At 64.4% G+C, this 24111-nt stretch carries 20 protein-coding genes; 15 read left to right on the plus strand and 5 right to left on the minus strand.

The window, feature by feature from the left end; genetic code table 11:
- Positions 1–170 precede the first annotated feature (170 nt).
- From GR138_RS27345 to argE, 8 genes are all read left to right on the plus strand, one after another.
- On the plus strand, positions 171–2252 hold the full coding sequence (locus GR138_RS27345; protein ID WP_160862429.1) for an oxidoreductase: 2082 nt from the start codon (positions 171–173) through the stop codon (positions 2250–2252).
- 10 nt (positions 2253–2262) lie between these two features.
- Positions 2263–3330, plus strand: a complete 1068-nt coding sequence (locus tag GR138_RS27350) for an ABC transporter ATP-binding protein (RefSeq protein WP_202402879.1) — start codon at positions 2263–2265, stop codon at positions 3328–3330.
- Entirely contained in the window at positions 3327–4256 is a 930-nt protein-coding gene (locus GR138_RS27355) for an ABC transporter permease (protein WP_160862431.1), read from the plus strand. Before GR138_RS27350 ends, GR138_RS27355 begins: the two co-directional genes overlap by 4 nt.
- On the plus strand, positions 4253–5056 hold the full coding sequence (locus tag GR138_RS27360) for an ABC transporter permease (RefSeq protein WP_160862432.1): 804 nt from the start codon (positions 4253–4255) through the stop codon (positions 5054–5056). The genes GR138_RS27355 and GR138_RS27360 overlap by 4 nt, the downstream gene beginning before the upstream one ends.
- A 26-nt stretch (positions 5057–5082) precedes the next feature.
- Entirely contained in the window at positions 5083–6099 is a 1017-nt protein-coding gene (locus GR138_RS27365; protein ID WP_160862433.1) for an extracellular solute-binding protein, read from the plus strand.
- 62 nt (positions 6100–6161) lie between these two features.
- Positions 6162–6584 (plus strand): RidA family protein, encoded by a 423-nt coding sequence (locus tag GR138_RS27370; RefSeq protein WP_160862434.1) that lies wholly within the window; start codon positions 6162–6164, stop codon positions 6582–6584.
- Between the two features lie 10 nt (positions 6585–6594).
- Positions 6595–7272, plus strand: coding sequence for a DUF1028 domain-containing protein (locus GR138_RS27375; protein ID WP_160862435.1), 678 nt, complete (start codon positions 6595–6597; stop codon positions 7270–7272).
- Positions 7273–7453: 181 nt separating this feature from the next.
- A complete protein-coding gene (gene argE / locus GR138_RS27380) occupies positions 7454–8620 on the plus strand; it encodes an acetylornithine deacetylase (RefSeq protein ID WP_160862436.1) in 1167 nt (388 codons plus the stop codon).
- Positions 8621–8623: 3 nt separating this feature from the next.
- Here the strand turns inward: argE and GR138_RS27385 are convergent, their stop codons facing one another.
- The gene (locus GR138_RS27385) at positions 8624–9244 is read right to left on the minus strand and encodes a hypothetical protein (RefSeq protein WP_160862437.1); all 621 of its coding nucleotides are present in this window, start codon (positions 9242–9244) and stop codon (positions 8624–8626) included.
- Between the two features lie 239 nt (positions 9245–9483).
- On the opposite strand from GR138_RS27385, the gene GR138_RS27390 reads away from it, so the two are divergent.
- From GR138_RS27390 to dhaL, 4 genes are all read left to right on the plus strand, one after another.
- A complete protein-coding gene (locus tag GR138_RS27390; RefSeq protein WP_160862438.1) occupies positions 9484–10431 on the plus strand; it encodes a substrate-binding domain-containing protein in 948 nt (315 codons plus the stop codon).
- 76 nt (positions 10432–10507) lie between these two features.
- Positions 10508–12007, plus strand: coding sequence for a sugar ABC transporter ATP-binding protein (locus GR138_RS27395; protein WP_160862439.1), 1500 nt, complete (start codon positions 10508–10510; stop codon positions 12005–12007).
- Positions 11997–12974 (plus strand): ABC transporter permease, encoded by a 978-nt coding sequence (locus GR138_RS27400; protein WP_160862440.1) that lies wholly within the window; start codon positions 11997–11999, stop codon positions 12972–12974. Before GR138_RS27395 ends, GR138_RS27400 begins: the two co-directional genes overlap by 11 nt.
- Before the next feature lie 37 nt (positions 12975–13011).
- Complete coding sequence (gene dhaL, locus GR138_RS27405; RefSeq protein WP_160862441.1) at positions 13012–14778, plus strand: dihydroxyacetone kinase subunit DhaL; 1767 nt, start codon at positions 13012–13014, stop codon at positions 14776–14778.
- A 9-nt stretch (positions 14779–14787) separates the two neighbouring features.
- Here dhaL and GR138_RS27410 read toward each other — a convergent pair whose 3' ends face one another.
- The gene (locus tag GR138_RS27410; RefSeq protein WP_160862442.1) at positions 14788–15744 is read right to left on the minus strand and encodes a sugar-binding transcriptional regulator; all 957 of its coding nucleotides are present in this window, start codon (positions 15742–15744) and stop codon (positions 14788–14790) included.
- 109 nt (positions 15745–15853) lie between these two features.
- Positions 15854–16288 carry an Lrp/AsnC family transcriptional regulator gene (locus tag GR138_RS27415; protein WP_069059869.1) on the minus strand — a complete coding sequence of 145 codons (435 nt, stop codon included), beginning with the start codon at positions 16286–16288 and terminating at the stop codon, positions 15854–15856.
- A 126-nt stretch (positions 16289–16414) separates the two neighbouring features.
- Between GR138_RS27415 and GR138_RS27420 the strand changes: the two genes are divergently transcribed.
- Positions 16415–19465, plus strand: coding sequence for an aminotransferase class III-fold pyridoxal phosphate-dependent enzyme (locus tag GR138_RS27420; protein WP_160862443.1), 3051 nt, complete (start codon positions 16415–16417; stop codon positions 19463–19465).
- A 95-nt stretch (positions 19466–19560) separates the two neighbouring features.
- Positions 19561–20571, plus strand: a complete 1011-nt coding sequence (locus GR138_RS27425; RefSeq protein WP_160862444.1) for an amino acid ABC transporter substrate-binding protein — start codon at positions 19561–19563, stop codon at positions 20569–20571.
- Positions 20572–20642: 71 nt separating this feature from the next.
- Here the strand turns inward: GR138_RS27425 and GR138_RS27430 are convergent, their stop codons facing one another.
- Positions 20643–22145 carry an amidohydrolase family protein gene (locus tag GR138_RS27430; protein WP_160862445.1) on the minus strand — a complete coding sequence of 501 codons (1503 nt, stop codon included), beginning with the start codon at positions 22143–22145 and terminating at the stop codon, positions 20643–20645.
- 41 nt (positions 22146–22186) lie between these two features.
- A complete protein-coding gene (locus GR138_RS27435; RefSeq protein ID WP_160862452.1) occupies positions 22187–22831 on the minus strand; it encodes a flavin reductase family protein in 645 nt (214 codons plus the stop codon).
- Positions 22832–23119: 288 nt separating this feature from the next.
- On the opposite strand from GR138_RS27435, the gene GR138_RS27440 reads away from it, so the two are divergent.
- On the plus strand, positions 23120–23824 hold the full coding sequence (locus tag GR138_RS27440; RefSeq protein WP_160862446.1) for a GntR family transcriptional regulator: 705 nt from the start codon (positions 23120–23122) through the stop codon (positions 23822–23824).
- The last annotated feature ends 287 nt before the right edge of the window (positions 23825–24111 follow it).

The following is a 24111-nucleotide window of genomic DNA, read 5'->3' on the forward strand; positions in this document are numbered from 1 at the left end:
AGAATTTCTCGACCGTCGGGTGGCGACCGCACTTTCGCGTTCAGATTGAAATCACACGCCGCCACACGGTGAGCTCTGATTAGCCTGAACCTAATCCATGTTTCCGGAACGCGTCATTTACCGGAAGCCCATTGCCCAATCCAATAGACCCAGAAACTCCGAGGACCGCCATGCGTGATGCCAAGTACGATATCCTGTTCGAACCCGTCGCGATCGGCCCGCACGTCGCGAAGAACCGGTTCTATCAGGTGCCGCATTGCAACGGCGGCGGCTACCGCGATCCCTCCGCGGCGGCCGCCATGCGCGGCATCAAGTCCGAAGGCGGCTGGGGCGTCATCTTCACCGAGCAGACCGAGATGCACCACACCTCGGAAATCACGCCCTTCATCGAGCTGCGCCTGTGGGAAGACAAGGACATTCCCGGCCTGCGCCGCATGTCCGACGCCATGAAGGTGCACGGCGCGCTTGCCGGCATCCAGCTTGCCTATTCCGGCATCAACGGGCCGAACTTTTACACCAAGGAGGTGCCGCTTGCGCCCTCCGCTCTGCCGATCCGCACCTTCACCAATGATCCGGTGCAGGCCCGCGCGCTCGACAGGGCTGCGATCAAGGATCTGCGCCGCTGGTTCGTCAACGCGGCGAAACGCTCGAAGATCGCCGGCTTCGACCTGATCTGTCTTTACGGCGCGCACGGGTTCGGGATCTTCCAGCACTTCCTGTCGCGCGCCACCAACCAGCGTACCGATGAATACGGTGGCAGCCTCGAAAACCGCTCACGCTTCGCCCGTGAAGTCGTCGCCGATATCCGCGACGCCGTTGGCGACACGACGGCGATCACCATGCGCGTGAGCCTCGACGAGACGATCGGCGAACTCGGCTTTTCCAATGCCGAGGTGCGCGAATTCGTCGAGATGAACGCCGATCTGCCGGACCTCTGGGATCTGGCGCACGGCGCCTGGGAAGACTGTTCCGGCCCCTCGCGCTTCAAGGAGGAAGGCGCGCAGGAGCTGCTGGTCAAGGGTATCCGCGAACTCTCCACCCGGCCTGTCGTCGGCGTCGGTCGCTTCACCTCGCCGGACGTGATGGCGCGCATGATCCGCCAGGGCGTGCTCGATTTCATCGGCTGCGCCCGCCCCTCGATTGCCGATCCCTTCCTGCCCAAGAAGATCGAGGAAGGCCGCATCGAGGACATTCGCGAATGCATCGGCTGCAACATGTGCATCACCGGCGACATGACCATGTCGATCAGCCGCTGCACGCAGAACCCGACCTTCATGGAGGAATGGCGCAAGGGCTGGCACCCGGAGCGCATGAACGCGAAGGGCGACAGCCAGACCGTGCTCGTGGTTGGCGCCGGCCCCGCCGGGCTGGAAGCCACCCGCGCGCTCTCCGTGCGCGGCTATGACGTGACGCTTGCCGAAGCGACCACCACGCTCGGCGGCCGCGTGGCGCGTGAACGCCTGCTGCCTGGCCTTTCGGCCTGGGGCCGCGTGGTCGATTACCGTCAATACCAGATTTCCCAGCGCACCAATGTCGAGACCTATTTCGACAGCCGCCTGACCGCCGACGACGTGCTCGCCTTCGGCTTCGAGCATGTGGCGATTGCAACGGGCTCACACTGGCGCCGCGATGGCGTAGCCCGCCAGCATGTCGTGCCCATGCCGATCGATCCGGCGATGACCGTCTTTACGCCGGATGACATCATGGCGAAGGCGCATGGCGAACTCCTCGCCGGCAAGACCGTCGTGGTCTATGACGACGACCACTACTACATGGGCGGCGTGATGGCCGAGGTGATGGCGAAAGCCGGCGCCAAGGTCATCCTCGTCACGCCCTCGGCCTATGTGTCCGACTGGACGCGCAACACGCTGGAACAGGGCGCGATCCATGTGCGCCTCGACGATCTCGGCGTCGATATCCGCCTCAATCGCGGCGTCACCGCCATCCGCGCCGGCGAGGTCGAGACCAACTGCAGCTATACCGGCCGACGCAGCGCGATCGGCTGCGATGCGGTCGTCATGGTCGCCTCACGCCTTTCCGAGGATGCGCTCTATAACAATCTCCTCGCCCGGCAGGCCGACTGGGCCGATGCCGGCATCAAGTCGGTCAAGATCATCGGCGATGCGGCGGCCCCCGCGCCGATCGCCTGGGCAACCTATGCCGGCCACCGCTACGCACGGGAACTCGACACGCCGGACATCGGCGATGCCCTGCCCTTCCGCCGTGAAGTCACTCAACTCGAGCCGGCGTGAGGACAGACCGATGAACAAGGCCATCGAAGTGAAATCGGTCTCGAAGAGCTTCGGGGCCTATCAGGCACTGAAATCCGTCAGCTTCGGCATCGGCAACAACGAGTTCTTCACGATGCTCGGCCCGTCGGGCTGCGGCAAGACCACGCTGCTGCGCATGCTCGCCGGCTTCGAAAGCCCGGACTCGGGCTCGATCCTGCTCAACGGTGAAGAGGTCGTCGCCATCCCGCCGCACAAGCGGCGCGTCAACACGGTGTTCCAGAGTTATGCCCTCTTCCCGCACATGACGCTGGAGCAGAACGTCGCCTACGGGCTGGAAAATCTCGGCTGGGAGCAGGCGCGCATCAAAAGCCGCGTCGGCGAAATGCTGGAGCGCGTGCATATGGGCGCGATGGCCAGGCGTAAGCCGGCCCAGCTTTCCGGTGGGCAGCGCCAGCGCATCGCGCTCGCCCGGGCGCTGGCGCCGGAACCGGAGGTGCTGCTGCTCGACGAGCCGCTTTCGGCACTCGACCTGAAACTTCGTCAGGCAATGCGCGACGAGCTGCGCACGCTCCAGCGCGACACCGGCATCACCTTCGTCTTCGTCACGCATGACCAGGAAGAAGCGCTCGACATGTCGGACCGCATCGCCGTGCTCGGCGGTGGCGAGGTGCAGCAGATCGGCACGCCGGCGGAGATTTACGAGGAGCCGGTCAACCGTTTCGTCGCCGATTTCGTCGGCGAGACGAACTTTCTCGATGTCGAGGTGCTGGAAACTGCAGGCGGACAGGCGACCATCCGCACGCCCTTCGGCGTGGCGCTCACCGTGCCCGCCACCGGCCATGCCGCCAAGGGACGTGCGACGCTCTCGGTACGCCCGGAAAAGATCAATCTCGGCGACCAGGCGCAAGGTGTGGTTTTCGAAGGGCGGATCACCAACAAGAACTACATGGGCGGCTACACCCACTACACGCTGGATGTTGCCGGCACGGAGCTGCGCGCCTCCCGCCGCAATGCATCCCGCGAGGGGGATACGATCCCCCTTGGAGCAACCGTACCGGTGGGCTTCGTCGCGGGCTCGGCGCGGGTGCTTGCGGCATGAGCGACACCGCCCTCCACGCCACCGCCGGAACGGACCGCGCTCCCCGCCCCCGTTTCTGGCACGACCTTTCGTTCTGGGGCCTGCTGCCGTCGCGGTTGCTGATGGGTTTTGCGCTGATCCTGCCCATCTTCATCATCGCCGCCGTCTCGCTTGCCACCCGCGGCGCCCATGGCGGCTTTGCCTGGGATTTCAACCTCGCCGGCTATCGCCAGATCCTGTTCAACGAGGGCTGGACGGGTGAGCTGGAATTCACCCCGCAATATCTGTTGATCATCACGCGCACCTTCGCGCTGGCCGGTGCGACCACGCTGATCTGCCTCGTCTTCGCCGTGCCGGTCGCCTATTTCATCTCGCGCCAGCCGCCGGGCCGCAAGGCGGTGCTGGTCTATCTGGTGACGCTGCCCTTCTGGGTCTCGATGATCCTGCGCGTCTATGCCTGGATGATCATTCTCGGCAAGGACGGCACGCTGCCGCGCCTCTTGGAAACCCTCGGTTTTCCCGCCGGCATGAGCTTCATGTTCAACGACGGCGCGACGCTGACGGCGATGGTCTACACCGCTATGCCGCTGATGGTGCTGCCGGTCTTCGCCTCCATCGAAAAGCTCGATGGCACGCTGATCGAGGCCTCGCACGATCTCTACGGCAATCGCTGGGTGACGCTGCGCCGGGTCATCCTGCCGCTGACCGCACCCGGCATCGTCGCCGGTGCCATCCTCGTCTTCGTGCCGGCGCTCGGCGCGGTGCTGGAACCGACGCTGATGGGCGGCGGCAAGCAGATGATGATGGGCTCGCTGATCCAGCTGCAATTCGGCGGCGGCCGCAACTGGCCCTTCGGCGCGGCCATCGCCATGGCCTTGATGGCGCTCGTCATGATCTTCCTGATTTTTACCGCCCTGCGTGCCGCCCGTCGGGAGGCCCTGCCATGAACATTCGCCACGACGTCAAACGCTATCCCGGCCTCGGCCCGCTCACCGCGCTCTTCTTCGTCTATCTTTACGCACCACTCGCGGTGATCGTGGTCTATTCCTTCAACGCCAACCGGGTTGCCGGTGTGTGGACGGGTTTTTCCCTGCAATGGTACGGCTCGGCGCTCCACAATGCGGCGCTGATGAGCGCGCTGGAGACCTCGCTGATCGTGGCGGCGATCGCCACCGTCGTCTCCACTTTGATCGCATTGTCCGCCGCGCTCGCCATCATCCGCGGCAAGAATGTCCGTTTCCGCAAACTCTCGGAGACCGTGGTCAACCTGCCGCTGCTGCTGCCGGAAATCGTGCTGGCCGTCGCAACCCTCATCCTGTTCTCGCTGCTCGATATTCAGAACGGCATGCTGCGGCTGACCATTGCCCATTCCGCCTTCTGCACGCCCTTCGCCTTCCTGCCGATCCGCGCCCGCCTGCAGGGCATGTCGCTCGACCTCGAGGAGGCGAGCGCCGACCTCTATGCTAACAGCTGGACGACGTTTCGCCGCGTCACGCTGCCGCTGATCTTTCCGGGCGTTTTTTCCGGCGCGATGCTCGCCTTCCTGATCTCGATGGACGACTTCATCACCTCGAACCTGCTTTCGACCGGCGGCTCGACGACGTTGCCGGTCTACATCTTCTCGCTGATCCGCGCCGGCACGTCGCCGGAACTGAACGCCATCGCGACGCTGCTGATCCTTGCCTCGCTCATCCTGGCCACCGTCGCGCTGTTGGTCGCAGCGCGCGGCGCCCGAGAAAATGCCTGAACCATAAACAAAGAGAGGAACTGACGATGAAAAAATACCTGGCAGCCACGGCCCTCGCCCTCTGCTTTTCCACAGCCGCGCAGGCGGAAGGGCAGCTGAACATCTACGCCTGGGCGGAATCCATCTCGCCTGCGCTGATCGAAAAATTCTCCAAGGAGAACGACGTCAAGGTGAATGTCGACAGCTTCACCTCGAACGAGGACCTGCTGACCAAGCTGCAGGCCGGCTCCTCCGGCTACGACATCGCCACACCCTCGCAGCACTTTCTGCGCGTGATGATCGACCAGGACCTCATCGAAAACTTCGGTGCCAGCAAACTGAAGGCCTATGAGAATATCGAGGAAAAATGGCGCAACCAGTGGTGGGACGAGACGCAGGATTATTCGATCCCGCTCGCCTATGGCACCGCCGGCTTCGTGGTGAACACCGAGCAGTACAAGGGTCCGACCGACAGCTTCAAATATTTCTTCGAGCCGGAGGGCGAACTGAAGGGCAAGATCGCCCTCCTGTCCTATCCCGACGAGGTGATCGGCGCCGCCCAGCTCTATCTCGGCGTGCCGTTCTGCTCGGAAGACCAGGCGGAGATGAAGAAGGTGCTGGACCTGCTGATGGCGCAGAAGCCGTCGGTCGCCGCCTATTCTTCCGACAATATCGCAAGCCGCCTCGCCTCCGGCGAAGTCTCGGCGCATTTCTGGTGGGATGGCGACTCGCTCCGCGCCCGCAAGGCCGGCTCGCCCGTCAGTCTCGCCATGACCAAGGAAGGCCTGGTCGGTTGGATGGACAGCTACGTGGTGCCGAAGGGCGCACCGAACCGCGACAATGCGGTGAAGTTCATCGAGTTCATGTCGACGCTGGAAAACGCCACCGAGCAGATGAACTTCTATTCCCATTCCTCGCCGATGAAGGTCGTCCAGGAGAAGGTCGTTAACACCAAGGACACGGCGCCGGAACTCTATCCCGAGGTGCCGATCACCTTCTCGCGCACCTGCTCGGCCGCAGCACAGGATCTGGTGACCCGCGTCTGGACGCAGCTCCTGCAGTAAACCCGCTTTCGCGCCGCGGATTGTTGCCGCGGCGCTTTCCCACCGCCATCAAGGAGACCAAAATGCCCGTGCACACCCGCATCCGCCCGTTCAACACGAAGGAGACCTACCCGGAGCAGAAGCTCAACAACGACCTCTGCCAGGCGGTGGTGGCGCGGGGGGCGACGGTTTTCGTGCGCGGGCAGATCTCCCAGGACCTCGATACGCGCGAAAGCCTGCATATCGGCGATGCGGCGGCGCAGGCCCGCAAGGCGATGGAAAACATCAAGATGCTGCTGGACGAGGCGGGCTCCGACCTCAGCCATATCTGCCGCGTCGTCGTCTACCTGATCGACATCCGCTACCGCGAGGCCGTCTACACGGAAATGGGCAAGTATCTCCAGGGCGTGTTCCCGGTCTCGACGGGTCTCGTCGTCTCGGCACTTGCCCGGCCGGAATGGCTGGTCGAGATCGAGGCGACCGCCGTCATTCCCGACGAAGCATGAGGACGATGCCATGACCTTCTCCGTCTCCGGGCGCTGCGAAAAGACCGGCATGTTCGGCATCGCCGTCTCCTCCTCCTCGCCGAGCGTCGCGGCGCGTTGCGCCCATGTGCGCGCCGGTGTCGGCGCGGTCTCGACGCAGAACATCACCGATCCCCGGCTCGGTCCGAAGGGGCTCGACCTGATGGCAAGTGGCCTTTCGGCCGAAGCGACACTGGAACGCCTGATCGCGGAAGCGCCGTTCATCGAATACCGACAACTTGCGCTGGTCGACGCCGAGGGCCGGACGGCCGCCTATTCCGGGGCCAGGACGCTCGGCACCCATGCCACGGCGCGCGGCAGCAATGTGGTGGCGGCCGGCAACATGCTGACCACGACGGACATTCCGCAGACAATGGTCGAGGCCTTCGAGGCAGCCGAGGGAAACCATCTCGGCGATCGGCTGATCGCCGCCATGCGGGCAGCGCTCGCGGCAGGCGGCGAAGAGGGGCCGGTGCACTCGATGGGTCTGGTGATGGTCGACAAGGTCTCGTGGAACGTCGCGGACCTGCGCATCGACTGGACGGACGGCGATCCGATCGAGGAATGTGCCGCTCTCTGGGCGCGCTGGCGCACGGAGATGGACGCGTATGTGACGCGTGCGCTCAACCCCACTGCGGCACCGAGCTACGGCGTGCCCGGCGATCTTTGAGAGGCGGCCTGTTGCCGCCCCCTCATCCGGCCCTTCGGGCCACCTTCTCCCCGCTGGGTAGAAGGCGAGCGGAGACGCCGATGATCATCCCCTTCTCCCCAACGGGGAGAAGGTGCCGGCAGGCGGATGAGGGGGCGCTTAGCACACCTTCATCTGCCATCCATCTTATGAAAGCACACGCATGATTCCTTCGACTCCTGAAATCCTCGCCCGCCTCATCGCCGAGCCGACGGTCTCACGGACGTCGAACCTTGCGCTGCTGGATTATGTCGAGGGTCTGCTCCGTCCCATCGGCGCGCGGATCGAGCGGTTTTCACATCCCGACGGCAGCCGCGCCAATCTGTGGGCGACGATCGGGCCGGAGGGACCGGGCGGGGTGGTGCTTTCGGGACATACGGATGTAGTGCCGGTCGAAGGGCAGGATTGGAGCACCGATCCCTTCTTGCTCGTCGCACGGGACGGCCGGCTTTATGGACGTGGCACGGCCGACATGAAGGGTTTCGTGGCGGCGGCGGTGCGGGCCATGCTCATCGCCGCCTCCCGGCCGCTCAAAACGCCGCTGCATCTCGCACTGTCCTATGACGAGGAGATCGGCTGCATCGGCGTGCGCGGCCTGATCGATGCGTTGGCCATGCGGGTTGAGCGGCCGGCGCTGTGCATCGTCGGCGAGCCGACGGGCATGCGAATAGCCACCGGCCACAAGGGGAAGCTGGCGCTGCGCGCCTGCTGCCATGGACAGGAGGGGCATTCGGCGCTCGCGCCAAATGCGCTGAATGCGCTGCATCTCGGCGCCAGCTTCATCACCGCGCTTCAGGCGCGGCAGGCGGAGCTGTCGATCAAGGGCGCGCGCGACGCCGACTACGACATACCCTATTCCACCATCCATGCCGGCATGATGCGCGGCGGCACCGCGCTCAACATCGTGCCGAACCGCTGCGAAATCGATTTCGAGATCCGCAACATTGCCGAAGACGACCCGCAGGACATCCTCGCCGGGATTGCGGCCGATGCCGAGGCGATCGCCGCGCCCCATCGCAACCGCTTTCCCATGGCCTGCATCGAGATCGAACAGGTCTCCGGCTATCCGGGCCTGAATACCGGGCCGGATGCGCCGGCGGTGCGCCTGCTGCGGCGCATTCTCGATCATGACGATCCGACGCTGAAGGTCGCCTTCGGCACCGAAGGCGGGCTGTTCAACGAGATCCTCGGCATCTCCACCGCCGTCTGCGGTCCCGGCTTCATGGAGCAGGGCCACAAGCCGGACGAATTCGTCAGCGCCGACCAACTTGGCCGATGCGACGCAATGCTGGCGCGGCTGGTCGATCTGCTGGAGGTTGGCCTCGCCTGATCGTCAGCCGGACAGGATCAACGGGTGCAACACCGGACGATACCCTGCCCCGAGCACCGCCAGCGTCGAGGGTGGCGTCAGCAGTCCGTCGGCGTCTTGAAGGGATTGTGACGGGGCGTAGCCTGCATTCGTCCAGCGGAAGGCACGGCCGGCGTGAAGCGTGAAAGCCGCGCCGGCGGCAACCACAACGGCACCGTTCGGAAGGGACGATAGTTTCCCCGGCAGCGGATGGATGCGCTTTCTGCCGCGATCCAGCCGCTCGCCGTGTAGCACTTTGTCGATGCCCGGTGCCGTGGGCTTTGCCCCGCCCTTCGCGGTCACCCAGCATGCGCGATACTGCTCCGCCGCCTCGCGCCGGCAGAAGAAGCAGGGCCGATGCCCGGCCGCAAAGGCCACCGCTTCATCGAGAAAAAACAGCTCCGTCCAGCTCCGCCCCGCCATGACATCCCGGCGGCGGCCCTTGTAGTCGCAGGTGCAGACCAGCCAGGCCTTACTCGACCAACGCTTCGTGAGGAGGGTTTTCGTCGCCGGATCGTGGAGGATGCCACGATTGCCGGTGAACAGGCCGCGCTGCGCGATGGCGACGATTTCTCCGAAGGGCGTGACGCGGTTTTGCAGCGGCATGGGCAATCTTTTTCCGTGACGACCGTTTGATCGGCATCTTCGCGCATATGGCGCCGGCGGGAAAGTGCGCCGTGTGGAAAGCCGGTTCCGTGCGCACAAGAATTTACTGTTGTAAAAATAAAAATACATCTGTATCAATTTCGACGCGGGCTTTGGGTTTTGGGAGCAAGCCCCGATACGGAGCCCTCGTTCCATCATTCAGGCGGGAGGACATTTCGCCTGCTCCAAGGGAGGTCATCATGAAGAAACTTGCCATGCTACTGGCGTGCGCCGCCGCATTCGCCCTGCCCCTCGCCGCGTCGGCGCAGGACGCCGCCGGAACCACCAAGAAGGACAGCTACCGCTTCGTCGTCGTGCCGAAGGTCGTGCATCCGTGGTTCGACAAGGTGAACGAAGGCGCACAGGCGGCAGCCGCCGCGATCAAGGCGCAGACCGGCTCGAGCGTCGAAGTCATCTATTCGGCACCGCAGTCCGCCGATGTCGTACAGCAGAACCAGATCATCGACAGCGCGCTTGCGACCCAGCCCGACGGCCTGGCACTCGACCTGCTCGACCCCTCGGGCAACCGCGCCTCGCTCGAAGAAGCGCAGAACCAGAACATCCCGCTGGTGATCTTCGATTCCATCCCGCCGGAAGGCATGGCGATCCCCTATATCGGCTCCGACTTCTGCGAGCAGGCGAAGATCGCCGCCCGCCGCCTCGTCGAGGTTCTCGGCGGTGAAGGCGAAGTCGCCATCATGCAGGGCGTTCCGACCGCACCGAACCATTCGATCCGCGCCGAATGCCACCGCCAGGTCTTTGCCGAGCACAAGGGCATCAAGGTCGTTGCCGAAGGCATCGACAATGACAGCATCGAGACGGCGCAGCAGCAGGCGGCGGCCATCATGCAGGCCAACCCGAACCTCAAGGGCTGGGTCGCTTCCGACGCCGCAGGCCCGATCGGCATCGGCCAGGCGATCGTCGAAGCCGGCAAGCAGGGCAAGGTCACGCTCGTCGGCCTCGACAACCTGCCGGAAATGCTCGACATGATCCGCGATGGCGTCGCAGACAGCTCGTCGGCCTCACAGCCGGAACTGCAGGGCTACTGGTCGGTCATGCTGCTCTGGGCGCAGGCAACGGGCGCCAAGGTGCCGGGTTACCTCGACACCGGCAACGCCTTCCTCACCAAGGAAAATGTCGGCGGCTGATCCGGAACGACCGGACCACCGCGAGGCGCGGGCCTTCCCGCGCCTCTTCTGTCTTCATCCTGCGCGCAGGTATCCCATGGCTTATCTCGAAACCCGCGGCCTCGGCCGGGACTTTCCCGGCGTGACCGCCCTCGACGGTGTCGATCTGTCGATCGAACTCGGCCGCACGCATATTTTCGCCGGCGAGAACGGTGCGGGCAAATCCACCCTCGTCAAGATCCTTACCGGCACCGACCGGCCATCGCGTGGCCAGGTGCTGATCGACGGCCGCGACCCGGCCGAGGATGCGAGCCTCTACAAGAACGTCGCCTATGTGCCGCAGGAGCTCAATCTCTTCCCGCAGATGAGCGTTGCGGAAAACCTCTTCATGCCGTTCGACCGCACGGGGCATGGCGGGCTTCTCGTCAATCGCAGCGCGCTCGTTGAGGAGGCCCGGACCTATCTCGAACGCTTCGGCATTGAGGCCGATCCCCGCGCGCTGGTCGCCAACATTTCCGTCTCCGACCAGCAGCTGCTGCAGATCGCCCGCGCCTGCACCAATGCCGACATGAAGGTCCTCATTCTCGATGAGCCGACCTCGTCGCTGACGCGCGTCGAGGTGGACCGCGTCTTCAAGGTCATCCGCGGCCTGCTCGACCGCGACCACGCCATCGTCTTCATCAGCCACAAGATGGACGAGGTCTTCGCCATCGGCGACGACTACACGGTGCTGCGCAACGGCGAGAAGGTCGAAAGCGGCCGGATCGCCGACATCGGCGAAGCGGACCTGATCCGCGCCATGTCCGGCCGGGACCTCGCCTTCGACGAGCATTTTCGCCCGCAAGGGCCTGTCACCGACACGATCATGCAGGTGCGCGGCCTTTCCGGCGCCCGTTTCCACGATGTCAGCTTCGACCTGCGCCGCGGCGAGATCCTCGGCTTTGCCGGGCTTGTGGGCGCCGGGCGGTCGGAGGTCATGCAGACGGTCTTCGGCTTCCTGAAGGCCAAGGCCGGCGCCGTGACGGTCGAGGGCAAGCCCTGGACGCTGAACGACACTTCCGCCTCGGTCGACGGCGGCATGCTCTACCTCTCGGAGGAGCGCAAACATCACGGCATCTTCCCGTTGCTGTCGCTGCGCGAAAACATCGGCATTTCCATCCTGTCGCTCACCAAGGGCTCGTTCGGCATCAGCGGGGGGCGCGAGCGGGAGGCGGTGCAGAAGATCATCGACGACTACGGCATCCGCACCTCCGGCATGGGCAAGCGCATCTCGCAGCTGTCCGGCGGTAACCAGCAGAAGGCCATTATCGGCCGGGCCATGGCGACGCGGCCGCGCGTGCTGATCTTCGACGAACCCACCAAGGGCATCGACATCCGCACCAAGACCGAGATCTACAAGATCATGAAGGGCCTCGCCGAAGAAGGCGTCGGCGTCATCCTCGTCTCCTCCGAACTCGATGAGCTCAAGAAATGCGCGAGCCGCATCGTGACCATGCACCATGGTCGCATCACCGGCGAGTTCGACACCACGAACACCAGCAATGAAACCCTCGTAGGCGCCATCTTCGGCACGGAGGCGAAAGCCCATGCAAACTAGTTCCACACAAACCAGCGCCGTCGCGCATCTGGCGCGCAGCCCGCTTGCCGGCGTCTTCGTCGCCCTGGCGGTCATCTTCACGCTGTCAGCGCTGATCTCCCCCTACTTCCTCACGCCCTACAACCTGTCGGTCATCGCACGCGGGCTCGCCTTCGTCGGCCTGATCACCATCGCGCAGTCCATGCTGATGGTGCTCGGCGAACTCGACCTGTCGCTCGGCGTGATCGGCGGCCTGTGCGGCGTCATCTCGGGCATCCTGATGGTGCGGCTCGGCGTCGAGCCCTATTCGGCCATGCTGCTGGCGATCCTGCTCGGCGCGTGTCTCGGCCTGCTCAACGGCCTGCTGGTGACCGTGCTCCGGCTGCATTCGCTGGTTCTCACCATCGGCACGGCCGGCATCTTCGGCGGCGCAAACCTCGTGCTGACGCGCGGCGTCGCGATCACCGGCATCCCGCGCGACGTGCACTATCTCGGCCGCGGCGACCTTCTTGGCATTCCGGTACCCTTCCTTATCATGCTCGTGGCTCTGGCCTTCGCCACCTTCGTCATGCTGAAGACGCCGTTCGGCCGCTACATGTACGCGATCGGCAACAACCAGGCCGGCGCGCGCATGCTCGGCATCAAGGTCGACAAGATCCGCCTTCTCGTGTTCGGCGTGGCCGGTGCGATTGCCGGACTGGCCGGCGTGCTGATGGTCGCGCGCCTCGGCACCGCCCAGCCGTCGATCGGCGAAACCTGGGTTCTGGCGCCGATCGCCGCCTCCGTCATCGGCGGCGTCGCCACGACGGGCGGCATCGGCAGCCCGATCGGCGCGATCTTCGGTGCGGGCATCATTGCCATCATCGAGAACATCATCGTGCTCTTCGGCGTCTCGCCCTATTGGCAGGGCATCGTCTCGGGTGCGATTGTCGTGCTCGCCATTTCCTTCGACGCCATTTCCCGCCGTTATCTGCGCCGTGACGCTTGATACAAGCCGCCGCATCGATCTGACGAAAGACAAGAGAATGAACCAGGAAGTCAAAACCAAGAAGCTGATCAACGCGCCGGAAAACATCATCGCCGAGATGATCGAAGGCATGGTCGGCGCGCATCCGGACATGCTGCGCGTGGAAGGATCGACCGGACGGGCCGTTGTCGCGGTCGATGGCCCGCGTGATGGCAAGGTGGGCATCGTCGTCGGTGGCGGCTCCGGCCACGAGCCGGCCTTTGCCGGCTATGTCGGGCGCGGCCTTGCCGACGCCGCCGCCGTCGGCAACGTCTTCGCCTCTCCCTCGCCGTCGCATATCGTCGAGGCGGCCCGCGCCGTGGATGGCGGCGTCGGCGTCGTCATGCTCTACGGCAACTATACCGGTGACGTCTTGAACTTCACCATGGCCGCGGAAGAGCTGGAGCAGGCCGGCATCGCCGTGCGTCACGTCGCGGTTGCCGACGACGTCGCCTCCGCGCCGATCGACCGTAAATCCGAACGCCGCGGCATTGCCGGCGACTTCTTCGTCTTCAAGGTCGCCGGTGCCGCCGCCGATCTCGGCGAGCCGCTGGCGCGCGTCGAAGCCCTGGCGCAGGCCGCCAACGAGGCGACCCGTTCGATGGGCGTGGCCCTCAGCCCCTGCTCGCTACCGCAGACCGGCAAGCCGAATTTCACCATCGGCGACGACGAGATGGAAATCGGCATGGGCATCCATGGCGAGCCCGGCATCCGCCGCCAGAAGCTTGCGCCGGTCGACGACGTGACCGACGAGCTGGTGGAGGCTGTGCTCAAGGAGCTTGGCCTGAAGGCGGGCGATCGCGTAGCCGTTCTCGTCAACGGTCTCGGCGCCACCTCGCAGATCGAACTCTACCTCATCTTCCGCCGCGTCAAGCAGCGGCTCGATGCGCTGGGTATCGACATCCATGCCTCGTGGGTCGGCGAATATGCCACCTCGCTGGAAATGGCCGGCGCCTCTGTCACGCTGATGAAGCTCGACGACACTTTGCAGGCCCTTCTCGACCACCCCTGCCGCACGCCGGCCCTCGTCGTCGGCGCCTTCGAGAAGACCGATGGCGTTGCCGCGCGCAGCCGCAAGGCCGTCAAAGTCGCCGAGAGCACGGCAGCCGCGCAGGAAAAGCCGCGCGAGCTTCTGACCGACGGCGATGTGACGCCGGCGATCTTCAAGACGATGATGCATGCCGTCGGCAACGAAATCATCGCGGAGAAGAACTGGCTTTCCGAACTCGACGGCGTGATCGGCGACGGCGACCATGGTGTGACGATGGAGATCGGCTGGAAGGCCGTTCAGAGCGCGCTGGAAGACGCCCAGGACGATGAGACGATCGAGGCCATCTGCAAGCGCATGGCGAAGGCCTTCCTCGATGCGGTCGGCGCCTCCTCCGGCCCGCTCTATGCCACCGCGTTCCTGCGCGCCGGCACGGCCGTCAGCCACCGCCTCAACCTCGATGGCGCTGGCATGGCCGAATGGCTGAGTGCCGCCTGCCAGGGCATTCGCGATCGCGGCCGGGCCGATCCCGGTGACAAGACGATGATCGATGCCTGGGTTCCGGCGGTCGAGGCCGGCACGAAGGTGGCGAAGGACGGCGGCTCGGCGCTCGACGTGCTGCTTGCCGCGCGCAATGGCGGCGAGGCCGGCATGAAGGCGACGGCGGCGCTGGAATCGCGTCGTGGCCGCTCGGCAAAGCTCGGCGAGCGCTCGGTCGGCCATATCGACCCGGGTGCCGCATCGACTTTCGTGACATTGCGCGCCATGACGGCGGCGCTTCAGAAGGCGCTTGCTTAACCTGAACCGTCAGCGCGGGCCTTGCAACAGGGCTCGCGCGACACCTTCATTGGTGACGAGCCGGTTGACATAGCCGGCGCGCAGGATCGCCCGGATGATCGGGATCTTGCGAATACCGCCGGATACCAGTACGGAAATCGGTTTCAGCTTCAGCTTGTCCGGTGGTAGCGCGATGATCGAGTCATTCAGGAAATGATCGATCGCCTGGCCGCGCGCATCGAGAAACCACCCCATGAATTCGCCGACGGCGCCGCTTTTCAGCACTGCATCGAGATTGTCCTTCACCACGCGGATCTGCGTCAGCGACGTATCCTGCGCGAGCGCGCCACAGGAGACGATGCCGATATCGGCGATCTCGGTGCGTGCCAGCACGTCCGTCAGCTCGTCGTTGAGCAGCAAGGCGTTACGGCTTTCGGGATTGGCGCAATAGATCGGCGCCGTCAGATAGTGACACTCAACGTCGAGTGCGCGGGCAAAGGCGGTTGCCACCTCGAACGTGTTGGTGGCCGAGCCGCTGGTGACGCCGCCGGTCAGGCCAACCACCCAGCTTTCGGATTTCGGCCGCGCGCGTAGACTGCGCACGGCAAAGCTCAGCGTGCGTCCCGAACCGATGCCGACGCCCATGTCGCGGCCTTCGATCAGGTCGCTGGCAAGCGAGCCGGCGGCCTCGCCGATCACCCGCTTCTGCTCGAGGTAATCGTCAAGATCCGGCACGACGACCGCATCGACCAGGCCGTAGCGGGCGGAAACCTTTTCGGCGAGCTCGATGCAGTCGGTCAGAGGCAGGCTGACATTGACCTGCACGCTGCCGGATTCGCGCACCTGGCCGATGATCTTGTTGACCTTCAGCCGCGTGATGTTCATGCGCTGGGCGATTTCCTGCTGGGTCTGGCCGCCGATGAAATAGAGCCATGCGACGCGGGCGCGCTCCAGGTCCTCGTCGAAATGTCCCCAATCTTCGCTCATGCGGCGCGGTATCCCCTTATGTTTGTTTTTCGATACGTCACTTGAGGTGGCATGGGCAACCACCCGTGGCCGAAAGCCTTGATCGATCAAGCGGATTCCACAGCCGGGTTCAGCTGCGTTCGATATCCCGGCGCAGCACAATGGACGTCGTGAGGTCCTCGACATTGTCCATTGTCGCCACTTCGTTGCGCATCTCGTTCAGCGCGTTGATCGAGCCGACCTCGACCTCCACCACCAGATCGAGCTGGCCGCTGACGGAAGACACCTTGCGCACGGCGGAAAAGCCCGCAAGCCGATCGAGCACGCCGATCGAAGGCGTACGCTTCAGGGTGACGAGCAGGAAGGCCTGGATCTGGCCGTCGTCGAGCTGGCCGATATCCGCCCGGTAGCCGCGGATGATGCCCGCCTTTTCCAGCCGGCTGACGCGTTCGGTCGTGGCACTGCGCGAGAGCCCGATGCGGCCGGCAAGCGACTTCATCGGAATGCGCGCCTCCTTGGTCAGGATGCTGAGAATGGTGCGGTCGATGGCGTCCGTATCCTGCATGGCCCCTCCCAAGATCGCGCCGACAAGATGACGGTTATTATAAACAGAGTGCCGGCACAACCGGCATAATGCCGGATGCAGTTGATCCGCGTCCATGCAACTCTTTGCGCCACGAAGAGGACTGCCATGAACGACATGCTGAAGACGACACCGGACATTTCCCTCGAGGCCGCTGCCGGCTTGCTTGCCGAGCACTATGGGCTGACGGGCACGCTTTCGCCGCTCGCAAGCGAGCGCGACCAGAATTTTAAAGCGGAAACGTCGGACGGGACCTTCATTCTCAAGATCGTCAACGCCGCCGAGCCGCAAGTCGAGAGCGACTTCCAGACCGCGCTGCTTGCCCATATCGATACCCATGCCGGCGACCTGCCGGTGCCGCACATCCGGCCGACGGCGACGGGTGCCAGCCTTGCCCGCACCACCAGCGCCAACGGCGTCAGCCACCGCGTCCGGCTGGTTAGCTGGGTCGATGGCCAGCCGCTGGCAGAAACGGACCGCAGCGATGCCACGCTCGAATCCCTCGGCCGCATGCTCGGCCGTTTCGATGCAGCGCTGAAGGGCTTCATGCATCCGGGCGCGCTGCGCGATCTCGACTGGGATATCCGCAAGGCCGGCCGTTCGGCGGAGCGGCTGCATCACGTCGCTGCAGCGGAAGACCGCGCGCTGCTCGAACGCTTTCTCGCGCGTTTTGCCAGCGTAGCGCCGCGTCTTGCGACCTTGCGCGCCGCCGTCATCCACAACGATGCGAACGACTGGAACGTGCTGGTCGATCCCGCAGATCAGAACCGCATCTCCGGCCTCATCGATTTCGGCGATGCGCTGCATGCGCCGCTGATCGCCGAAGTCGCCATCGCGAGCGCCTATGCCGGCCTCGACCATGCCGACCCGATCGGTGCGGCGGCCGCCATCGCTCGCGGTTTCCATGCCGAATATCCGCTGCTGGAAGAGGAAATCGACCTCCTCTACGATCTGATCGCCCTGCGTCTCGTCACCTCGGTGACGATCTCCGCCTCGCGCCGCAGCCATACGGACGACAACCCCTATCTCGCCATCAGCGAGCGTCCAGCCTGGACGTTGCTGCGCAAGCTCGACCGGATGAACCCGCGATTTGCCACCGCCATCCTGCGCAAGGCCTGCGGCTTCGAGGCGGCACCCGGCGCCCGCGCGGTCACCGACTGGATTGCCAGAAACCGCAAATCGCTTGCCCCCCTGCTGGCGCGGCCGGCCGCGACCTATCCGGCAGCACTCGTGCCCTATGGCGACCCCACCCATCCGATGACCGTCAAATCGGCTGCCGAGCAACCGGATGCGGCGCAGGCGATCTGGGAGACCTATTGCGCGGAAACCGGCGTCGAGCTCGGCATCGGCCCGTTCGGCGAGGCGCGCACCGTCTATGCCGGCGAGATGTTCGTCTCGCGTTTCATCGAGGGCGCACGCCGCACGCACCATCTCGGTTTCGACCTCTTCATGGCGGCTGGCACCAAGGTGTTCACGCCGCTGCCCGCAACCGTCGTAAGCGTCGAGGTCGAGCCGGATCCGCTCGGTTACGGTTGCCTGATCGCGCTCCGGCACGAACCGGAAGGCTGCCCGCCCTTCGTGACGCTCTGGGGCCACCTCGCCCATGAGGCGATGGGCCGCCTGCAGGCCGGCGACCGGCTGGATGCCGGCGCGCTCGTCGGCGAGATGGGCGCACCGGCGGAAAACGGCGGCTGGGCGCCGCACCTGCATCTCCAGCTTTCGACCGATACCAACCTCTCCGCCACCGAAATCCTCGGCGTCGGCGAGCCGCGGTATCTCGACGTCTGGGCGGAACTCTTCCCGGATGCGCGCACCTTCGCCGGCATTGCCGAGGAATTCTATCAGCGAGGCGGCCGCTCGCACGACGAGATCGTCAAGGTGCGGCGCGAGCTGCTCCTGCCGAACCTTTCCATCTCCTACGACAAGCCGATCAAGTTCGTGCGCGGCGACGGCGTCTGGCTGATCGACGACGGCGGCCGGGCCTATCTCGACTGCTTCAACAATGTCTGCCACATCGGCCACGCCCATCCGGCCGTGGTGGAGGCGATGGCCAAACAGGCCGCCACGCTCAACACCAATACCCGCTACCTGCACGACAACATCGTCGCCTATGCCGAGCGCCTGACGGCGACCTTGCCGAAGGAGCTGACGGTCGCCGGTTTCGTCAACAGCGGTTCGGAGGCCAACAGCTTGGCGCTGCGCCTGATGCGCGCGCATACCGGCCGCGAAAACGCCATCACGCTCGACTGGTCCTATCACGGCACGACACAGGAGTTGATCGACATCAGCCCCTACAAGTTCCGCCGCCAAGGCGGCAAGGGTCCGAAGCCGCATGTCCATATCGCGGCGGTGCCCGACAGCTACCGCGCGCCGGCGGACTGGCCGATCGAGGAGCATGGCAAGCGTTTCGCCGAGAGCGTCGCCGAACAGATCGCCCTCATGCAGGCGAAGGGCGAAGGACCGGGCTTCTTCATCGCGGAATCTATCCCGAGCGTCGCCGGTCAGGTCTTTCTGCCGGAAGGTTATCTCAAGGAGGTCTACCGGCTGGTGCGCGATGCGGGCGGTGTGTGCATCGCCGATGAAGTTCAGGTCGGTTTCGGCCGTGTCGGCAGCCATTGGTGGGCCTTCGAGACGCAGGGCGTGGTGCCGGATATCGTCACCATGGGCAAGCCGATCGGTGATGGCCATCCACTGGCCGCCGTGGTGACAACCCGCGAGGTCACCGACAGCTTCAACAACGGCATGGAATATTTCAACACTTTCGGCGGCAATCCGGTTTCCTGCGCCGTCGGCCTCGCCGTGCTCGACGTCATCGAAAGTCAGGACCTGCGCGGCAATGCGCTGGCGATCGGCAACCACCTGATGGATGCCTTCCGCGACATGCAGACGCGCCATGAGGTTATCGGCGACGTGCGCGGCCTCGGCCTGTTCCTCGGCATCGAACTGGTTAGCGATCGCCGGACCAAGGCGCCCGCGACCGACTTCGCCCGTGCCGTCTCCAACGGTGCGCGCCGCCGCGGTGTTTTGATGGGCACCGAGGGGCCGCATGACAACGTGCTGAAGATGCGCCCGCCGATGATCTTTTCGAAACGAGATGCCGATCATCTGATCGCCGTACTCGAAGACACCTTCGCCGACGTCGCAAGAACGCTCGGCTAGGCGAAAGACACCGACATTCAAACCGATCAGCCGGGAGGGCCACGCTTCCCCGGCCGGGACGACGCATGCCCAATATCAACAAGGAGGAGAACCCCATGAAGAACGCAATTCTGGCCATGGCCGCAGCCACGCTCGCTGCCGGCACGGCCGCCCAAGCCGGCACACTCGACGTCATCAAGGAGCGCGGCGAAGTCCGCTGCGGCGTCAGCCAGGGCGTGCTCGGCTTTTCCGTGCCCGACAAGAACGGTGTGTGGGGCGGCTTCGACGTCGATTTCTGCCGGGCGGTTGCCGCAGCCGTGATCGGCAACCCCGACAAGGTGGCCTATGTGCCGCTTTCCACGAAGGACCGCTTCACCGCGCTGCAATCGGGCGAAGTCGACCTGTTGTCCCGCCAGACCACCTGGACGCTGTCGCGCGACACCGATCTCGGCATGAGCTTCGTCGGCGTCAACTATTATGACGGCCAGGCCTTCATGGTCAGCAAAGAGGTCGGCGTCACCAGCGTCAAGGACATTTCCGGCGCCTCCGTCTGCACGGAAACGGGCACGACGACCGAGCAGAACATGGCCGACTACTTCAGCGCCAACAAGATCGAATACCAGGTCATCGCCTTCGAGAAGCCGGACCAGACGATCCAGGCCTTCAACACCGGCCGTTGCGACGTCTACTCCACCGACGCCTCGGCACTCTATGCCCAGCGCCTGACGCTGAACGACCCGGACCGCTTCGTCGTGCTGCCCGAGGTGATTTCCAAGGAGCCGCTCGGCCCGGCCGTGCGCCAGGGCGACGAGCAATGGTTCAAGGTCGTGCGCTGGACGCTCTTCGCGCTGATCGAGGCGGAGGAAATGGGCATCACCAAGGACAACGTTGCCTCGCTGCTCGAAAGCGGCACCACCGCGCAGAAACGCTTCCTCGGCATCGACAGCGAGGCCGGCAAGGCGATGAACCTCGATCCGAAATGGGCCTATAACGCGGTTTCCGCCGTCGGCAATTACGGCGAGATCTTCGAACGCCATCTCGGCAAGGACAGCCCGCTGAAGATCGACCGCGGCCTCAACCGGCTGTGGAGCGACGGCGGCCTGATGTACGCGCCGCCCGTACGCTGAGGCAGCCCCAATGACCAGAAAGGCCGCCGCGGATTTGTTCCGCGGCGGCCTTCTGTTTTTACGTCCTGAGTTCAGGCATCCCGGCGGTAGCGCGGATAGCTCGACGAGAAGATTTCCTCGACCGGCGGGTGGCCATGGGTGCGCTCCGGATAGCGCGCGACGAGGCCGTCGAACTGGCGCTGCGCCCTCTCCTGCTCGGCTTTCGCGTCGAAGCCCGGAATGACGCCATCGACCATGACGAAACGGCCGTCGATGATGGTCGTGCGCACATCGCGGCCCGAGCTGCTCAGCATCAATGTCTGGATCGGATCGATGACATGGCCGATGCGGTCGTGCCCCATGTCGATGACGATGATGTCCGCCTTCGCACCGGGCTCGAGGCGGCCGAGATCCGGCCGCTTCAGCGCATCCGCGCCGCCGAGCGTGCCGGCGTCGAAATAGTGTTCGGAACGAACGCTGTCGATCGAGCCGTCCATGACACGCGAGAGCAGCACGCCGACCTGCATGTTCTGGATGAAGTCGCACGGCCATGTATCCGTGCCGAGGCCGATGCGCACGCCCATCGCCCGGAACTTGCTGAAACTGTCCATGAAACCGGCATGGCGGGCCGAAACGATCGGGCAATGCACCAGCGTCGCCCCGGCATTGCGCAGGATGTCGAGGTCGCGCCCGGCACGCTCCACATTGCGCGTGCCGGCAACAAGCTCGCCATGCGGCAGCAGCATGCGGTCGGAAAGCGCACCGATGGAGTCGAGCCATTCGAGCGGCGTCATGCCATAGGCACTGGTGATGCGATCGAACTCCAGCTCCGACTGGCAGCAGTGCTGGCGGATCGGAATATCGAGATCGCGCCCGGCGGCCACCGTCCGGCGCATGAGTTCCGGCGTGCCGGTCTCGATGCGGTCGGGCGCCAGCATGGCGCGCACGATTGGCGAGCCGAGGCCCTCGATGCGTTCCGCGAAAGCCAGCGAGTCGGCGAAGTTGCGAAGGCCACGCTCTTCGTCGAAGTGGAAGGCGATGCGGCCGTTCTCGTCGACATAGCTGTTGCCGGCGCGATAGGCGGGGCCGAGATAGACGCGCAGGCCGAGTTCATGCGCAGCATCGGCGGCGGCGGAAAACTCGGCGTCCGTTTCGCCCCATTCGCGGTAGAACAGCGAGGCGATCGGCAGCGCGGTCGTCACGCCGTTGCGAATGAGCTGGGCGAAAGCATAGCGCTTCTGGAACGCCAGCTCCTCCTGCGAATACATTTCATAGGGACCGCGGTCCATGTAGGACTTCGGCCAGACCCGCCCCTTCTTCCACGAGGGCTGGTTGTCGAAAGCGAGCACGGTCGTATCGAGATCCGAAAGCGCATCGAGATCGACGAAACCGGGCGAGATGATCGCATTGCCATAGTCGATACGCTCGGCAACCTCGCCGGGATAATCGTGGCCGACGAAGACCACCCTGTCTCCCTCGAAAACGACCTCGCCGTCGTCGAAGATCACGTGACGGCCGTCACGATGGCCGATGACCCAGCGGGCGGTCAGGAGAACCGGACCGCCGAAGCGCCCGGACGGTGGAAATGTCGTCATGCGTTTGTTCCTCATTCAAGTCTGCCAGTCTTCGAACCCGTTCAGCCCAGCTTGGGCGTCAACATCTCGAAGCGATCCCGGATTGTCGAGCAGGTATCGCCGCCAAGGCGCGCGATGGCATCGATGACGTTCGGATCGACATGCAGGGCGGAATCCACCGCGCCTTCCTGATAATGCGCAAAGACGATCTCGCCCATGATGATCTGGCGGGACTTGCCCAGTTCCAGGGTAATATGCCGCCGGCATTCGAAGGCGGCGGGCGCCTCCTTGATCCAGGGCGCGGCAATCTTCGCGCCCGGCATGGCCGTGAGGCCGGCATGTTTCAGTTCATCGACACCGCGCGGATATTTCGTGCCGCAGACATGCATCGCCTCGGCGATGGCATGAGAGACGATATTGACGGTGAACACCTCCGTCATGCGGATGTTGTGGCCGGTATCCTTGAACGACATGTCGGCATTGTTCTCGACGCCAATGGCAAGGATCGGCGGGTCGGCGGACAGACAGTTGAAGAAGCTGAACGGGGCCGCGTTGAAGGTGCCATGCTCGTCCACGGTGGTAACGAGCGCGATCGGCCGCGGAATGATCGTGCCGATCATCAATTTGTAACGCTCGCGCGCCGACAGAGCCGTGAAGTCGAATTCAGTCCTGTCGCTCGTCTGTGTTTGGGTGGTGCGGCCGTCCATCGACATCAATCTCCCGCTTTCGCTCGCTCGACCCCGAAGAGCGCCGCATTGGCATGCAATGCCTTGCCTTTAAGGGATTCAATTTTTGTATACATATTTTCTCTATATATGCATGCATTCTTTAGCCGGTAAAGAGCGCGCCCGCTCGACGGGCAGGAATATTGCACCGACAGTATCAGGGCATGCTGCGGCACCAGAAGGCCGAGGGCAGGCAATGCCGAACCGGTGGACAGAATCGACCTTTGTGTGCAATTTTCCCGGTCCATTCATCATTTGGAGGTTCGCTCAATGGCAAGCAAAGTCGGAGATTCAGGCCGCGGCCGCTCGCAGGCCGTTCATCGCGCTTTGAAGCGGGCCATTCTCGACCAGGCCCTTTCGCCGGGCGCCAAGCTGCCGGAAGATTCGATCGGGGAACGCCTCGGCGTCAGCCGGACGCTCGTGCGCGAGGCTTTGGTGCGTCTCAGCGAAGAAGGATTGGTCGATCTGCGTCCGAACAAGGGCGCGACGGTTGCCCGGCCGACGCTGGAAGAAGGCCGCAACCTCTTCCTGACGCGCATGGCGCTGGAGCGCCTCGTCGTGGAAACGCTCTCCGGCAAGCTGACGCGCGAACAGATCGACGTGTTGTCCGCCCATATCGCCGCCGAAGAGGCGTCCAAGCAGGAGCATGCAACCTCCATCCGCCTGGCGGGCGAATTCCATACATTGCTCGCCCAGATGACGAACAATGCCAGCCTCATTCGCTATGTGAACGAACTTGTCGCGCGCAGCTCCCTGATCCTCGCCCTTTACGGCCGCCCCCATTCGTCCGAATGCGCCGTGTCGGAGCATCAGGAGATCCTCGACGACCTAGTCGCGGGCAAGACCGATCAGGCGGTAAAGCTGATGGCCCATCACCTCGATTCGATCACGACCCGCGCCCTGCTCCCCAAGGAGGAGGATCGCAACATCAAGGACGTGCTCTCCGCCTATGCCGCCGCGGAGGGGCTTGCCTAACCCTCATTGAACACGCGGCGCCTGAATACGCCCAAAAGCGAGACACTGAAGTGGATCCTTTTGCGCGCGCTGTTTCAGTCTCTCGCCGCCAAATATCACGACGCTGAGCTCGCGGCCCGTCACAACCGGCCCAACAATGAAGAGACGCGAAGTTTCTAGGAGAAGGCGGAGGATCTTGCCCCCCCAAACGTCAAAAAGCCCCGGGACATTTCTGTCTACGGGGCTTTTGGGTGTTTTTGGTTGCGGGGGCAGGATTTGAACCTGCGGCCTTCAGGTTATGAGCCTGA

Origin of the sequence: Shinella kummerowiae, from assembly GCF_009827055.1 — a bacterium.
Lineage (GTDB): Bacteria > Pseudomonadota > Alphaproteobacteria > Rhizobiales > Rhizobiaceae > Shinella > Shinella kummerowiae.